General features: G+C 71.5%; 13 protein-coding genes. 11 read left to right on the forward strand and 2 right to left on the reverse strand.

All coding sequences use genetic code 11. The features are described 5' to 3' along the window. Window positions 1–143: 143 nt before the first annotated feature. Both ACFV6D_RS20155 and ACFV6D_RS20160 read right to left on the reverse strand, forming a co-directional pair. On the reverse strand, window positions 144–797 hold the full coding sequence (locus ACFV6D_RS20155) for an MBL fold metallo-hydrolase (protein WP_063349499.1): 654 nt from the start codon (window positions 795–797) through the stop codon (window positions 144–146). Between the two features lie 48 nt (window positions 798–845). Next, entirely contained in the window at window positions 846–1,580 is a 735-nt protein-coding gene (locus ACFV6D_RS20160; RefSeq protein WP_063349500.1) for a maleylpyruvate isomerase family mycothiol-dependent enzyme, read from the reverse strand. Window positions 1,581–1,848: 268 nt separating this feature from the next. On the opposite strand from ACFV6D_RS20160, the gene uvrA reads away from it, so the two are divergent. From uvrA to ACFV6D_RS20215, 11 genes are all read left to right on the forward strand, one after another. Next, the gene (uvrA, locus tag ACFV6D_RS20165; RefSeq protein ID WP_380560638.1) at window positions 1,849–4,758 is read left to right on the forward strand and encodes an excinuclease ABC subunit UvrA; all 2,910 of its coding nucleotides are present in this window, start codon (window positions 1,849–1,851) and stop codon (window positions 4,756–4,758) included. Window positions 4,759–4,869: 111 nt separating this feature from the next. Further along, window positions 4,870–5,322 carry a Rieske (2Fe-2S) protein gene (locus ACFV6D_RS20170; protein ID WP_063349502.1) on the forward strand — a complete coding sequence of 151 codons (453 nt, stop codon included), beginning with the start codon at window positions 4,870–4,872 and terminating at the stop codon, window positions 5,320–5,322. Between the two features lie 96 nt (window positions 5,323–5,418). Continuing rightward, complete coding sequence (gene uvrC, locus ACFV6D_RS20175) at window positions 5,419–7,497, forward strand: excinuclease ABC subunit UvrC (RefSeq protein WP_063349503.1); 2,079 nt, start codon at window positions 5,419–5,421, stop codon at window positions 7,495–7,497. A 118-nt stretch (window positions 7,498–7,615) separates the two neighbouring features. After that, the gene (gene rapZ, locus ACFV6D_RS20180; protein ID WP_380343832.1) at window positions 7,616–8,500 is read left to right on the forward strand and encodes an RNase adapter RapZ; all 885 of its coding nucleotides are present in this window, start codon (window positions 7,616–7,618) and stop codon (window positions 8,498–8,500) included. 63 nt (window positions 8,501–8,563) lie between these two features. Next, complete coding sequence (gene yvcK / locus ACFV6D_RS20185) at window positions 8,564–9,661, forward strand: uridine diphosphate-N-acetylglucosamine-binding protein YvcK (protein WP_079136331.1); 1,098 nt, start codon at window positions 8,564–8,566, stop codon at window positions 9,659–9,661. Next, the gene (gene whiA, locus ACFV6D_RS20190; RefSeq protein ID WP_063349505.1) at window positions 9,652–10,632 is read left to right on the forward strand and encodes a DNA-binding protein WhiA; all 981 of its coding nucleotides are present in this window, start codon (window positions 9,652–9,654) and stop codon (window positions 10,630–10,632) included. The genes yvcK and whiA overlap by 10 nt, the downstream gene beginning before the upstream one ends. A 297-nt stretch (window positions 10,633–10,929) precedes the next feature. After that, on the forward strand, window positions 10,930–11,937 hold the full coding sequence (gap, locus tag ACFV6D_RS20195) for a type I glyceraldehyde-3-phosphate dehydrogenase (protein WP_063349506.1): 1,008 nt from the start codon (window positions 10,930–10,932) through the stop codon (window positions 11,935–11,937). Between the two features lie 151 nt (window positions 11,938–12,088). Then, window positions 12,089–13,291, forward strand: coding sequence for a phosphoglycerate kinase (locus ACFV6D_RS20200; RefSeq protein ID WP_380343829.1), 1,203 nt, complete (start codon window positions 12,089–12,091; stop codon window positions 13,289–13,291). A 5-nt stretch (window positions 13,292–13,296) separates the two neighbouring features. Next, window positions 13,297–14,082 carry a triose-phosphate isomerase gene (gene tpiA / locus ACFV6D_RS20205; RefSeq protein ID WP_063349508.1) on the forward strand — a complete coding sequence of 262 codons (786 nt, stop codon included), beginning with the start codon at window positions 13,297–13,299 and terminating at the stop codon, window positions 14,080–14,082. An 87-nt stretch (window positions 14,083–14,169) separates the two neighbouring features. Beyond that, window positions 14,170–14,406, forward strand: coding sequence for a preprotein translocase subunit SecG (secG, locus tag ACFV6D_RS20210; RefSeq protein ID WP_063349509.1), 237 nt, complete (start codon window positions 14,170–14,172; stop codon window positions 14,404–14,406). A 205-nt stretch (window positions 14,407–14,611) separates the two neighbouring features. Then, window positions 14,612–14,899 carry an RNA polymerase-binding protein RbpA gene (locus ACFV6D_RS20215; RefSeq protein ID WP_063349510.1) on the forward strand — a complete coding sequence of 96 codons (288 nt, stop codon included), beginning with the start codon at window positions 14,612–14,614 and terminating at the stop codon, window positions 14,897–14,899. Window positions 14,900–15,019 lie beyond the last annotated feature (120 nt).

Genomic DNA, 15,019 nt, shown 5'->3' on the forward strand with positions numbered 1-15,019 from the left:
GCGCCGAGACGATCGCCTGCGGGACCGGCGGGGGGGGCGTGTGGGCCGCCCCCAGCTGGGCCGCCGGCGGGGGGTGGTGGGCCCCCCCGGTGGGGGGGGCGGGGGCCTCGTCGTGCCCGGTGCCCGGTGCCCGAAGGCCGAGGTCACCAGCCGCGCTCGCGCCACTCGTCGAGGTGCGGGCGCTCGGCGCCGAGGGTGGTGTCGCTGCCGTGGCCGGGGTAGACCCAGGCCTCGTCCGGCAGGACGTCGAAGATCTTCGCGTTGACGTCCCGGAAGAGGCTCGTGAAGGCCTCCGCATCGCCCCAGGTGTTGCCGACGCCGCCGGGGAAGAGGCAGTCGCCGGTGAAGACGTGCGGGTGGCCCTGCGGGTCGTCGTAGATCAGCACGATCGCGCCCGGGGTGTGCCCGACCAGGTGCCGGACGGTGAGTTCCACGTCGCCGACCCGCAGCTTGTCGCCGTCCGCGAGCAGCAGCTCGGTGGGCACGTCGACGCCCTCGGCGTCGTGCGCGCCGGCGGCGGTGCGAGCCCCCGTCACGGCGACCACCTCGGCGAGCGCGGCCCAGTGGTCGTGGTGCCGGTGGGTGGTGACGACGGTGGCGAGCTCGTCACCGACGGTCTCCAGCAGCACCGGGGCGTCGGCGGCCGCGTCGATCAGCAGCTGCTCGTCGGTGGCCCGGCAGCGCAGCAGGTAGGCGTTGTTGTCGTACGGGCCGACGGCCACCTTGGTGATGATCAGGTGCGCCAGCTCCCGCACGTCAGGCGGCCCGCCGACCTTGACCGCTCCGTGGTACGTCATGCGTCCGCTCCTCGTCCGGTGAAGGGGTTCAGGATCATCTTCGCGCCGTCAGCCCAGCGGGGGAAGCTGGGGGAGGGCGGTGTCGGGGGTGGTCCGCAGGCCGGCGCCGTCGGAGCGGCCGGAGAGCCAGGCGAGCAGGGAGCGGAGGGGGCCCTGGACGGTGAGGACGGGCTCGCCGGTGCCGATCAGGCCGATGTCCCCGGTGTCCTCGGCGACCAGCTCGACGCCGGGCAGGGCGGTGCCGTGCAGCTTGTTGGCGATCTTGTGGAACTCGGTGACGGCGAAGACCTCCGGCCAGTGCGCGGGGGTGTGGCCGGCGTCCAGGTCGACGTGGTGGTACTCGACCTCGGCGAGGCGCTTCCACGGGAGGTCGTGGGCGGGGAAGACGTAGCCGGTGCGGTGGCGGACCTCGACCGTCCAGGCTTCGGCGGGCAGCAGAGCGGCGGCCGCGGCGAAGCGCTCGCGGGAGTCGCGCAGGTCGGCGAGCTGGACGTCCACCGGGCGGGGCGCGCCCTCCTCGATCTGCCGGTCGCGGGCCTCGGTGCTGGCGTACTGCGGGATGTCGGTGCCGGTGCGGGCGCCGTCCAGCAGGTTGACCAGGGAGTCGGCGTTGCGGGCGAGGTGGGCCAGCACGTGACCGCGGGTCCAGCCGGGCAGGGCGGAGGGCTCGGCGACGGCCTCGGGCTTCAGCTCGGCGACGGTGTGCAGCAGGTGCCGGGTGCTCTCCTCGACCAGGGCCAGGTACTGCGCGGCGGCCTCGGCGGCGGTCTGCGGGTCGGTCATCGGATCGGCCTTCTGTGGGAGACGGCGCGTTGCCCGCGGGGGGCTCCGCTCGTTGACCAGCTGACGCTATCGCCGAATCCGACCGCTGAGCAGGGCCTTTTTCGGTCCGGGTACGGAGGGTTCGAGGGGCGCTCTCACTCGTTCGGGTGGACTCCGCTGGACACGGTCGATATTCGAACGTCTGAGCTAGTAGGCTGGCTGCCGCATCCTGGAAGAAGCACACATCTCCCCGCAAGTCCTCTCGCCCCGGAGAAAGGCGCCAGAAGCAGTGGCCGACCGCCTCATCGTCCGCGGTGCTCGCGAGCACAACCTCAAGAACGTCTCGCTCGACCTGCCCCGCGACTCCCTCATCGTCTTCACGGGCCTCTCCGGCTCCGGCAAGTCCTCGCTCGCCTTCGACACGATCTTCGCCGAGGGCCAGCGCCGCTACGTCGAGTCGCTGTCCTCCTACGCCCGCCAGTTCCTCGGGCAGATGGACAAGCCCGATGTGGACTTCATCGAAGGTCTCTCCCCGGCCGTCTCGATCGATCAGAAGTCCACCAACCGCAACCCCCGTTCGACCGTCGGCACGATCACCGAGGTCTACGACTACCTGCGCCTGCTGTTCGCCCGGATCGGCAAGCCGCACTGCCCGCACTGCGGCCGCCCGATCGCCAAGCAGTCGCCGCAGGCGATCGTCGACAAGGTGCTGGAGCTCGCCGAGGGCACCCGGTTCCAGGTGCTCAGCCCGGTGGTGCGCGAGCGCAAGGGCGAGTTCGTCGACCTCTTCGCCGACCTCCAGTCCAAGGGCTACTCGCGCGCCCGGGTGGACGGCGGGACGATCCAGCTCGCCGAGCCGCCGAAGCTCAAGAAGCAGGAGAAGCACACCGTCGAGGTGGTCATCGACCGCCTGACCGTCAAGGAGAGCGCCAAGCGTCGGCTCACCGACTCGGTGGAGACGGCCCTGCGGCTGTCCGGCGGCATGGTCGTGCTCGACTTCGTCGACCTCGCGGAGGACAACCCGGAGCGCGAGCGGATGTACTCCGAGCACCTCTACTGCCCGTACGACGACGTGTCGTTCGAGGAGCTGGAGCCGCGCTCGTTCTCCTTCAACTCGCCGTTCGGCGCCTGCCCGGACTGCTCGGGCCTGGGCAACCGGATGGAGGTCGACCCGGAGCTGGTCATCCCGGACCCGGAGCGCTCGCTGGAGGAGGGCGCGATCCACCCGTGGTCGGCGGGCCACGCCAAGGAGTACTTCCAGCGCCTGATCGACGCGCTCGCCGGGGAGCTGGGCTTCCGCACCGACATCCCGTGGGCCGGGTTGCCGGCCCGCGCCAAGAAGGCGCTGCTGTACGGGCACAAGCACCAGGTGCAGGTCAGCTACCGCAACCGCTTCGGGCGCGAGCGCTCGTACAGCACCGGCTTCGAGGGCGCCGTCCCGTTCATCCAGCGCCGGCACACCGAGGCGGAGAGCGACAGTAGCCGCGAGCGCTTCGAGGGCTACATGCGCGAGGTGCCCTGCCCGACGTGCGAGGGCACCCGGCTCAAGCCGGTGGTGCTCGCGGTCACCGTCGAGGAGAAGTCGATCGCCGACGTCTCGGCGATGTCGATCAGCGACTGCGCCGAGTTCCTGGGCGCGATGAAGCTGAACGACCGGGACAAGCAGATCGCCGAGCGCGTCCTCAAGGAGGTCAACGAGCGGCTGCGCTTCCTGGTCGACGTCGGCCTGGACTACCTCTCGCTGAACCGCGCGGCCGGCACCCTGTCCGGCGGCGAGGCCCAGCGCATCCGGCTGGCCACCCAGATCGGCTCCGGCCTGGTCGGCGTGCTGTACGTGCTGGACGAGCCGTCCATCGGCCTGCACCAGCGGGACAACCACCGGCTGATCGAGACGCTGGTGCGGCTGCGCGACATCGGCAACACGCTGATCGTGGTCGAGCACGACGAGGACACCATCAAGACGGCGGACTGGGTGGTCGACATCGGCCCGGGCGCCGGCGAGCACGGCGGCAAGGTGGTGCACTCCGGCTCGTTGAAGGGGCTGCTGTCCAACAAGGAGTCGCTGACCGGCCAGTACCTCTCCGGCAAGCGGTCCATCCCGATCCCGGCGGGCCGCCGCGACCGGGACAAGAAGCGCCAGCTGACCGTCCACGGCGCCCGCGAGCACAACCTCAAGGACGTCACGGTCGGCTTCCCGCTCGGCACCTTCACCGCGATCACCGGCGTCTCCGGCTCCGGCAAGTCGACGCTGGTCAACGACATCCTCTACACCCACCTCGCCCGGGAGCTGAACGGCGCCCGCAGCGTGCCCGGCCGGCACACCCGGATCACCGGCACCGACCTGGTGGACAAGGTGGTGCACGTCGACCAGTCGCCGATCGGGCGCACCCCGCGCTCCAACCCGGCGACCTACACCGGGGTGTTCGACCACGTGCGCCGGCTCTTCGCGGAGACGCAGGAGGCGAAGGTCCGCGGCTACCTGCCCGGCCGGTTCTCCTTCAACGTCAAGGGCGGCCGCTGCGAGAACTGCTCGGGCGACGGCACCATCAAGATCGAGATGAACTTCCTGCCGGACGTCTACGTGCCGTGCGAGGTCTGCCACGGCGCCCGGTACAACCGGGAGACGCTGGAGGTCCACTACAAGGGCAAGTCCATCTCCGAGGTGCTGGACATGCCGATCGAGGAGGCGCTGGCCTTCTTCGAGGCCGTCCCGGCGATCGCCCGGCACCTCAGGACGCTCAACGACGTCGGCCTCGGCTACGTCCGGCTCGGCCAGTCCGCGCCGACGCTGTCCGGCGGCGAGGCGCAGCGCGTCAAGCTCGCCTCCGAGCTGCAGAAGCGCTCCACCGGGCGGACGGTCTACGTGCTGGACGAGCCCACCACCGGCCTGCACTTCGAGGACATCAGCAAGCTGATCAAGGTGCTCAGCGGGCTGGTGGAGAAGGGCAACACGGTGATCGTCATCGAGCACAACCTCGATGTGATCAAGACCGCCGACTGGGTCGTCGACATGGGCCCCGAGGGCGGTTCCGGCGGCGGCATGGTGGTCGCCGAGGGCACCCCGGAGCAGATCGCCGCCGTCCCGGAGAGCCACACCGGCAAGTTCCTCCGGGACATCCTTCCGGGCGAGTTCGCGGACGCCCCGGTCGCCCCGGTGAAGAAGGCGCCGCGCAAGCGGGCCGCCGCGGCGAAGAAGTAGCGAAGAGGGAGCAGCGGCCCGCTCCGCCGCCCCACCCACGGGGGTGGCGGAGCGGGTGCCGCATAGACTTCCGAGGTCCCTCGTAGGAAGCCGAACCGCAGGAGCGCACCGATGTCAGAGGCCCCCGAGACCAGCCCCGCCACCTCCCGCCGCACCGTGCTCTGCGGCGCCGCCGCCGTACTGGCGGCCGGCGGCACCGTGGCGATCGCCGGCTGCGGTCCCTCCTCGGGTTCCTCGGGCTCCTCCGGCGCCGGCAGCGCGGCCAAGACCCCGGTGGACCTCGGCCCGGCCTCGGAGGTGCCGGAGGGCGGCGGCAAGGTCTTCCGCAACCAGAAGATCGTCGTGACCCAGCCGACCGCGGGGGAGTACAAGGCCTTCAGCGCCGTCTGCACCCACGCCGGCTGCGTCGTCGACCAGGTGAAGAGCCAGCAGATCCAGTGCCCCTGCCACGGCAGCCGGTTCGCCATCGCCGACGGCGCCGTCCAGGACGGCCCGGCCCCCAGGCCGCTGCCCGCCTACGCCGTCACGGTCGACGGCGGGAACCTCAAGGTGACCCCGAGCTGAAGCAGTTGATCTCCACCCAGTCGATCTCGGCCCAGCCGGTCCCCGCCCGGTTGATCTCCCCTTCGCGGCCCCGGCTCCACTCGGTACGGTGGACCCATGGCTGACCCGAGCACCTACCGCCCGGCGCCGGGCGCGATCCCGACCTCACCGGGCGTCTACAAGTTCCGTGACGCCCACGGGCGGGTCATCTACGTCGGCAAGGCCAAGAGCCTGCGGCCGCGCCTGTCGTCCTACTTCCAGGACCTGGCCGGCCTGCACCCGCGCACCGCGACCATGGTCACCACCGCGGCCTCGGTGGAGTGGACGGTGGTGGCCACCGAGGTCGAGGCGCTCCAGCTGGAGTACTCCTGGATCAAGGAGTTCGACCCGCGGTTCAACGTCAAGTACCGCGACGACAAGAGCTATCCGGAACTCGCCGTCACCCTCAACGAGGAGTACCCGCGGGTCCAGGTGATGCGCGGGGCGCACAAGAAGGGCGTGCGCTACTTCGGCCCGTACGGGCACGCCTGGGCGATCCGCGAGACGGTCGACCTGCTGCTGCGCGTCTTCCCCGTCCGCACCTGCTCCAACGGCGTGTTCAAGCGTGCCCGGCAGGTCGGCCGGCCCTGCCTGCTCGGCTACATCGGCAAGTGCGCCGCGCCCTGCGTCGGCAAGGTCTCGCCGGACGAACACCGGGCGCTGGCCGAGGACTTCTGCGACTTCATGGCCGGGCGCACCGGCAACTACCTGCGCCGGCTGGAAGAGCAGATGCGGGAGGCCGCCGAGGAGATGGAGTACGAGAAGGCGGCCCGGCTGCGGGACGACATCGGCGCCCTCAAGCGCGCGATGGAGAAGAACGCCATCGTGCTCGCCGACGCCACCGACGCCGACCTGCTGGCCGTCGCCGAGGACGAACTGGAGGCCGCCGTCCAGATCTTCCACGTCCGCGGCGGCCGGGTGCGCGGCCAGCGCGGCTGGGTCACCGACAAGGTCGAGGACGTCGACACCGCCGGCCTGGTCGAGCACGCCCTCCAGCAGCTCTACGGCGGCGCCGGCCCGGACGAGCGCAACGAGACCGTCCCGCGCGAGGTGCTCGTCCCCGCGCTGCCCGAGCCGTCCGGTCCGGTCCGGGACTGGCTGAGCGGCCTGCGCGGCAGCCAGGTCGACCTGCGGATCCCGCAACGCGGCGACAAGAAGGACCTGATGGCCACCGTGCAGCGCAACGCCCAGCAGGCGCTGGCACTGCACAAGACCAAGCGCGCCTCCGACCTCACCACCCGCAGCCGCGCCCTGCAGGAGATCGCCGACGCGCTGGAGCTGGACTCGGTGCCGCTGCGCATCGAGTGCTTCGACATCTCCCACCTCCAGGGCGAGGACGTGGTCGCCTCGATGGTCGTCTTCGAGGACGGCCTGGCCCGCAAGAGCGAGTACCGGCGCTTCCAGATCAAGGGCTTCGAGGGCCAGGACGACGTCCGCTCGATGCACGAGGTGATCGGCCGGCGCTTCCGCCGCTACCTCCAGGAGCGCGAGCAGACCGGCGAGTGGGTCGTCCCCGAGGCCGACGACCCGGGCGCCGCCGCCGACGGCACCGGGGCCCCGGCCGGCCCGATCGACCCGGAGACGGGCCGCCCGCGCCGCTTCGCCTACCCGCCCCAACTGCTGGTCGTGGACGGCGGCCAGCCGCAGGTCGCCGCCGCCAAGCGCGCCCTGGACGAACTCGGCATCGACGACGTCGCGCTGTGCGGCCTGGCCAAGCGGCTGGAGGAGGTCTGGCTGCCCGGCGAGGACGACCCGGTCGTGCTGCCGCGCTCCAGCGAGGGCCTCTACCTGCTCCAGCGGGTCCGCGACGAGGCCCACCGCTTCGCGATCACCTACCAGCGCAGCAAGCGTTCCAAGCGACTCACCGCCGGGGAACTGGACTCCGTCCCGGGCCTCGGCGAGACTCGCCGCCAGGCGCTGCTCAAGCACTTCGGCTCGCTGAAGAGGCTCCGGGCCGCCACCGTCGACGAACTCTGCGCCGTACCCGGCATCGGACGCCGCACGGCGGAGACTGTTGCGGCGGCGTTGTCCTCCCGTACACCCGTCGCACCAGCGGTGAACACCGCCACCGGCGAGATCATCGAGGACGGGGCCGAACCGGCCGCCGAGCCGGTGGCCGCAGCATCCCAGACCGCACCATCCCAGGAGACGCCATGACGGCCGACGCCGACCGTCAGACGACGCGCCCAGCCCCCGCCCGCCTGTCCGGGCAGGGGAAGGGTGGTCGCGCCGTGCGCGTTCTCCCCAGCAGAAAGACCGAGAGCGGGGAACCGAAGTGACCGTGTCAGACGTGGCCGAGAACGCGCCGGAGCTGGTGATCATCTCCGGCATGTCCGGAGCCGGCCGCTCCACCGCCGCGAAGTGCCTGGAGGACCTGGGCTGGTTCGTGGTGGACAACCTGCCACCGGCCCTGATCCCGACCATGGTCGACCTGGGCGCCCGCTCCCAGGGCAACGTCGCCCGGATCGGCGTGGTCGTGGACGTCCGGGGCCGCCAGTTCTTCGACGACCTGCTCACCTCCCTCGACGAGTTGGAGAAGCGCGGCGTCCGGCTCAGCGTGGTCTTCCTGGACTCCTCCGACGACGCGTTGGTCCGCCGCTTCGAGAGCGTGCGCCGCCCGCACCCGCTGCAGGCCGACGGCCGGATCGTCGACGGCATCGCCCAGGAGCGCGACCTGCTGCGCGACCTGCGCGGCGAGGCCGACCTGGTGATCGACACCTCCAACCTCAACGTGCACCAGCTGCGCGCCAAGCTGGACGCCCAGTTCGCCGACCACGACGAGCCCGAGCTGCGCGCCACCGTGATGTCCTTCGGCTTCAAGTACGGCCTGCCGGTCGACGCCGACCTGGTGGTGGACTGCCGCTTCCTGCCCAACCCGCACTGGGTGCCCGAGCTGCGCGCCCGTACCGGCACCGACGCGGACGTCGCCGACTACGTGTTCCAGCAGCCCGGCGCCAACGAGTTCCTGGACGGCTACGCCGATCTCCTGCGCATCATCACCGAGGGGTACCGCCGCGAGGGGAAGCGCTACATGACGCTTGCCGTAGGCTGCACCGGTGGCAAGCACCGCAGCGTCGCGATGTCCGAGCGCCTGACCAAGCGTCTCATCGCCGACGGAGTGGAGACGGTGCTCGTCCACCGTGACATGGGACGGGAGTGACCGCCGCCTCCTAGCCGGGCCGCCGGCGGGGCCGGTGGCCGCGGCGAGGAACGCGAGGTGAGTGTGGCGGGATATGTGCCCGGGCGGCAGCCGCAGAACAGGAGTGCCGACCGGGCGGGTGGCCCGGCCCGGCCGCCGGTCCCGAGCCGGCCGCGCAGCAGCCCCGCCCGGGCCAACCCGGCCCCCCGGATCACCGCGCTCGGCGGCGGCCAGGGCCTGTCCGCCTCGCTCTCCGCGCTGCGCCGGCTCACCAGCGACCTGACCGCCGTGGTCACCGTCGCCGACGACGGCGGCTCCAGCGGCCGGCTCCGCACCGAGCTGGGCGTGCTGCCCCCCGGCGACCTGCGCAAGGCGCTGGCCGCGCTGTGCGGGGACGACGACTGGGGGCGCACCTGGTCCGAGGTGATCCAGCAGCGCTTCACCGGCACCGGTGAGCTGGGCGGCCACGCGGTCGGCAACCTGCTGATCGTCGCGCTCTGGGAGAAGCTCGGCGACCCGGTGGCCGCCCTGGACTGGGTCGGCCGGCTGCTGAACGTCCAGGGTCGGGTGCTGCCGATGTCGGCGGTGCCGCTGGACATCGAGGCGACCGTGCGCGGCCACGACCCGGAGCGCCCCGGCGAGCTGTCGGCCGTCCGCGGCCAGGCCGACGTCGCGGTCACGCCCGGCACCGTGCAGTCGATCCGGCTGCTGCCGGACGGGCCGCCGGCCGTCCCGGAGGCGGTCACCGCCGTCCGGGAGGCGGACTGGGTGGTGCTCGGGCCCGGCTCCTGGTTCACCAGCGTGCTGCCGCACCTGCTGGTGCCGGAGCTGGCCAAGGCGCTCACCGAGACCCGCGCCCGCCGCCTGCTCACCCTGAACCTGGCCCCGCAGCCCGGCGAGACCGAGGGCTTCACCCCGCAGCGCCACCTGGAGGTCATCGCCGACCACGCCCCGGGCCTCGCGGTGGATGCGATCCTGGTGGACGAGCGGGCCGTCACCGGCGGCGCCTTCGGCCAGGCGGACCTGGCCGGTCTGGAGAAGGCCGCCGAGCGGATGGGCGCCGCCCTGGTCCTCGGCAGGGTGGCCCGCACCGACGGCACCCCGCGACACGACCCGGAGCTGTTGGCCGCCGCGTACGACCGGATTTTCCGGACACATGGAAGGATCGGGCCATGGCGATGACTCCAGCGGTGAAGGACGAGATCAGCCGGCTCCCGGTCACCAGGGCCTGCTGCCGCAAGGCGGAGGTGTCGGCGATCCTGCGGTTCGCGGGCGGGCTGCACATCGTGAGCGGCCGGATCGTGATCGAGGCGGAGCTGGACACCGGCGCGGCGGCGCGGCGGCTGCGCAAGGACCTGCTGGAGATCTTCGGACACTCCTCCGACCTCGTGGTGATGGCCCCCGGCGGACTGCGGCGCGGCAGCCGCTTCGTCGTCCGGGTGGTCAAGGACGGCGAACTGCTCGCGCGCCAGACCGGCCTCGTGGACGGCCGGGGCCGGCCGATCCGGGGGCTGCCCCCGGCGGTCGTCTCCGGGGCCACCTGCGACGCCGAGGCGGCCTGGCGCGGGGCCTTCCTGGCGCACGGCTCGCTCACCGAGCCGGGCCGCTCCTCCTCGCTGGAGATCACCTGCCCCGGCTCCGAGGCCGCCCTCGCCCTGGTCGGCGCGGCCCGTCGGCTCGGCATCCCGGCCAAGGCCCGCGAGGTGCGCGGCGTGGACCGGGTGGTGATCCGCGACGGCGACGCGATCGGCGCGCTGCTGACCCGGCTCGGCGCGCACGAGTCGGTGCTCGCCTGGGAGGAGCGCCGGATGCGGCGCGAAGTCCGGGCCACCGCCAACCGCCTGGCCAACTTCGACGACGCCAACCTGCGCCGCTCGGCCCGCGCCGCGGTGGCGGCCGGCGCCCGGGTGGCGCGGGCGCTGGAGATCCTCGGCGAGGAGGTGCCCGAGCACCTGGCCGCGGCCGGCCAGCTGCGGATGCAGCACAAGCAGGCCTCGCTGGAGGAGCTGGGCGCGCTCGCCGACCCGCCGCTGACCAAGGACGCGGTGGCCGGCCGGATCCGCCGCCTGCTGGCGATGGCGGACAAGCGCGCCTCCGAGCTCGGCCTGCCGAGCACCGAGGCCAACCTCACCGACGAGATGGCGATGAACTGACCGCACCAAGTGGCTGTTCCGCGGCCGGTGTCCGGATTCCGGGCACCGGCCGTCGCCGTGTCCGGACGGGATACCCGGACGCGCCCGGTGTGCGCAAATTGGTAGAGACCACTGGCCGGGACCAACTGCCCTGACCGCCAAGGACGGTCGGCCTGATTTCGCGCCACGCCAGGTCGTCGCACGTGGCGCGATGTGCCCTCCCAGGCCTGGGAGGGGTAGGGTCATAGGCGGTCGGGGACTTCCCAAATCTCACCCCCGTCGGCTTAGCTCCGGCGTACCTAACGAGGAGATCGGTTCGTGACGATCCGGGTAGGCATCAACGGATTCGGCCGCATCGGCCGCAACTTCTTCCGCGCGGTCAAGGCGCAGGGCGCGGACATCGAGATCGTCGGTGTCAACGACCTCACTGACACGAAGACCCTGGCTCACCTGCTCAAGTACGACACCACCCTGGGCACCTTCCCGGGCGAGGTCTCGCACACCGAGGACAGCATCACCGTCGACGGCAAGACCTTCCAGGTCAGCGCCGAGCGTGACCCCGCCAACCTGCCGTGGGCCGCCCTGGGCGCCGACATCGTCGTCGAGTCCACCGGCATCTTCACCAAGGCCGAGGCCGCGAAGAAGCACCTCGCCGCCGGCGCGAAGAAGGTCATCATCTCGGCGCCCGCGAGCGACGAGGACGTCACCATCGTCCTGGGCGTCAACGAGGACAAGTACGACGCCGCCAACCACTCGATCATCTCCAACGCCTCCTGCACCACCAACTGCGTGGCGCCGATGGCCAAGGTGCTGCACGAGAACTTCGGCATCGTCAAGGGCCTGATGACGACCGTCCACGCGTTCACCAACGACCAGGTGACCCTGGACTTCCCGCACAAGGACCTGCGCCGCGCCCGTGCCGCGTCGCAGAACATCATCCCGACCTCGACCGGTGCCGCCAAGGCGACCGCCCTGGTCCTGCCGGAGCTGAAGGGCAAGCTGGACGGCACCTCGCTGCGCGTCCCGGTCCCGACCGGCTCCATCACCGACCTGGTCGTCACCCTGGAGCGCGAGGTGACCAAGGACGAGGTCAACGCCGCCTTCCAGAAGGCCTCGCAGGAGGGCCCGCTCAAGGGCATCCTGACCTACACCGAGGACCCGATCGTCTCCTCGGACATCGTCAACGACCCGGCCTCCTGCATCTTCGACTCCCAGCTCACCATGGTCCAGGGCAACCAGGTCAAGGTGCTCGGCTGGTACGACAACGAGTGGGGCTACTCGAACCGCCTCGTCAACCTGACCTCCCTCGTCGGCGGCCAGCTCTGACGCAGCGGGAGCTGACGTGATGTAGGGGCGAGGGCCCGGCTGGCGCACTGTGCCGACCGGGCCCTCGCTCTGCGCACCAGGACTTTCCCAGGCGGCCCCTGCGCCGTGCCGCCTCTGCGCATCAACCATCTCCCCAGGAGAGCCAATCCCCGTGAAGACCATCGAAGACCTCGACGTCGCCGGCAAGCGCGTGTTCGTCCGTGCCGACCTGAACGTCCCGCTGGACGGCACCACGATCACCGACGACGGCCGGATCCGTGCCGTCGCCCCGACCATCGCCAAGCTCGTCGCGCGCGGCGCCCGGGTCGTCGTCGCCTCCCACCTCGGCCGCCCGAAGGGTGCGCCGGACCCGACGTTCTCGCTGGCCCCGGCGGCCGTGCGCCTCGGCGAGATCCTCGGCAAGAACGTCGCCTTCGCCACCGACACCGTGGGCGAGAGCGCCGCGTCCACCGTGGCCGCGCTGGGCGACGGCGAGGTCGCGCTGCTGGAGAACCTGCGCTTCAACGCCGGCGAGACCAGCAAGGACGACGCCGAGCGCAAGGCCTTCGCCGAGCAGCTGGCCGCCCTCGCGGACCTGTACGTCGGCGACGGCTTCGGCGCCGTGCACCGCAAGCACGCCTCGGTCTACGACCTGCCCGGCCTGCTGCCGCACGCGGCCGGCGACCTGATCGCCACCGAGGTCGGTGTGCTCAAGAAGCTCACCGAGGAGGTCGCGCGCCCGTACGTGGTCGTGCTCGGCGGCGCCAAGGTCTCCGACAAGCTCGGCGTGATCGACAACCTGCTGAAGAAGGCCGACCGGATCCTGATCGGCGGCGGCATGGCGTACACCTTCCTCAAGGCCAAGGGCCACGAGGTCGGCATCTCGCTGCTGCAGGAGGACCAGATCCCGGTCGTCCTGGACTACCTGAAGCGCGCCGAGGCGACGGGCGTCGAGTTCGTCCTGCCGGTGGACGTCCTGGTGTCGGCGGAGTTCCCCGACCTCAAGACCAAGGCCCCGGCCAACCCCTCGCTCGTCGCCGCGGACGCGATCCCGGCCGACCAGGAGGGCCTGGACATCGGCCCGAAGACCCGCGAGCTGTACGCGGCGAAGCTGGCCGACGCGGGCACCGTGTTCTGGAACGGCCCGATGGGTGTCTTCGAGCACCCGGACTACGCGAACGGCACCAAGGCCGTGGCCCAGGCGCTGCTCGACAGCGACGCGTTCACCGTGGTCGGTGGCGGCGACTCCGCCGCGGCCGTCCGCATCCTGGGCTTCGACGAGAACGCATTCGGACACATCTCGACCGGCGGTGGCGCCAGCCTCGAGTACCTGGAGGGCAAGACCCTCCCCGGTCTCGCCGCCCTGGAAGGCTGAAAGCAATGACTGAGCGTCTCCCGCTGATGGCGGGCAACTGGAAGATGAACCTCAACCACCTTGAGGCCATCCAGCACACCCAGAAGCTGGCCTTCGCGCTGGCCGACAAGGACTACGCGGCCGTCGAGGTCGCCGTCCTGGTGCCGTTCACCGACCTGCGTTCGGTGCAGACCCTGGTCGACGGCGACAAGCTGAAGATCAAGTACGGCTCGCAGGACATCTCGCAGCACGACTCCGGTGCCTACACCGGCGAGGTCTCCGGCCCGATGCTGGCCAAGCTGAAGTGCACCTTCGCGGTGATCGGCCACTCGGAGCGCCGCCAGTACCACGGTGAGGACGAGGCGATCGTCAACACCAAGGTCAAGGCCGCCTACCGGGCCGGGATCACCCCGATCCTGTGCATCGGCGAGCCGCTGGACGTCCGCAAGGCCGGCACCCACGTCGAGCACACCCTCGCCCAGCTGGACGGCGCCCTGGCGGACATCCCGGCCCACCAGGCCGAGTCCATCGTGGTCGCCTACGAGCCGGTCTGGGCGATCGGCACCGGCGAGGTGGCCACCCCGGAGGACGCGCAGGAGGTCTGCGCCGCCATCCGCAGGCGGATCGCCGAGCTGTACGACGCCGAGCTGGCCGACAAGGTCCGCGTGCTGTACGGCGGTTCGGTGAAGTCGTCGAGCGCGGCCGGTCTGATGGCCAAGCCCGACATCGACGGCGGCCTGATCGGCGGTGCCTCGCTGGACGCCGACGAGTTCGTCAAGATCGTGCGCTACCGTGAGCAGGCAGTAGGCTAACGCCGCTGCAGCAACGTAGGCTTTGGGGCCGGACCGCCGTCAGCGGTCCGGCCCCGTCGCCGAAGATACGAGAGAGTTGGTCCCGTCGTGGTTCTCGGGTTCTCGATTGCCCTGATCATCTTCAGTCTGCTGATGATCCTGCTGGTGCTGCTGCACAAGGGGAAGGGCGGCGGCCTGTCGGACATGTTCGGTGGCGGCGCGATGTCCACCGGCGGCGGCTCGGCGGTGGCCGAGCGCAACCTGGACCGCATCACGATCGTGGTCGGTCTCGCCTGGTTCGCCTGCATCATCGTGCTGGGCCTGGTGCTGAAGTACAAGAGCTGACGTAACCCTGACGCCCCGTCGCCCGAGCGCCTATCCTGGGACGGTCGGGGGCGGAGGCGATGGCGGTGGACGCTTAACTCCTGCTTACACTAGGACGACTTTCGCCACCGACGCGCACCGCGGAGGGTCGGCGCACCAGCACGCAGGGAGTCAGACCGTGGCAAGTGGCAACGCCATCCGTGGCAGCAGGGTCGGAGCGGGCCCGATGGGCGAGGCGGAGCGCGGCGAGTCCGCCCCGCGCAACCGGATCACCTTCTGGTGTGCCAACAAGCACGAGACCCGGCCGAGCTTCGCCGCCGAGGCCGTCATCCCGGACACCTGGGACTGCCCGCGGTGCGGATTCCCGGCCGGTCAGGACGAGCACAACCCGCCCGCGCCCTCGCGCAACGAGCCGTACAAGACCCACCTCGCCTACGTCCGCGAGCGGCGCACCGACGCCGACGGCGAGGCGATCCTCGCCGAGGCGCTGGCCAAGCTGCGCGGCGAGATCTGACCCGGACGACAGACAGCGAAGGGGGGGGGGGGGCGCCGGGCGGTTCGGGGGTGAGGGGGGGGGCCGCGCCGAAGGCAACGGCGGCCGCGCCGGCTCGCGGGGGGGGGGGTGCCCGCGCCC

Origin of the sequence: Kitasatospora sp. NPDC059812, from assembly GCF_042732075.1 — a bacterium.
Taxonomy (GTDB): Bacteria; Actinomycetota; Actinomycetes; order Streptomycetales; family Streptomycetaceae; genus Kitasatospora.

What these genes read in the sequence shown, in the direction of transcription:
- ACFV6D_RS20160 (WP_063349500.1), bottom strand. Translation starts at nt 1,580, where the DNA reads ATGACCGACCCGCAGACCGCCGCCGAGGCCGCCGCGCAGTACCTGGCC.
- ACFV6D_RS20215 (WP_063349510.1), top strand. Translation starts at nt 14,612, where the DNA reads ATGGGCGAGGCGGAGCGCGGCGAGTCCGCCCCGCGCAACCGGATCACC.
- ACFV6D_RS20170 (WP_063349502.1), top strand. Translation starts at nt 4,870, where the DNA reads ATGTCAGAGGCCCCCGAGACCAGCCCCGCCACCTCCCGCCGCACCGTG.
- tpiA (WP_063349508.1), top strand. Translation starts at nt 13,297, where the DNA reads ATGACTGAGCGTCTCCCGCTGATGGCGGGCAACTGGAAGATGAACCTC.
- whiA (WP_063349505.1), top strand. Translation starts at nt 9,652, where the DNA reads ATGGCGATGACTCCAGCGGTGAAGGACGAGATCAGCCGGCTCCCGGTC.
- uvrC (WP_063349503.1), top strand. Translation starts at nt 5,419, where the DNA reads ATGGCTGACCCGAGCACCTACCGCCCGGCGCCGGGCGCGATCCCGACC.
- ACFV6D_RS20155 (WP_063349499.1), bottom strand. Translation starts at nt 797, where the DNA reads ATGACGTACCACGGAGCGGTCAAGGTCGGCGGGCCGCCTGACGTGCGG.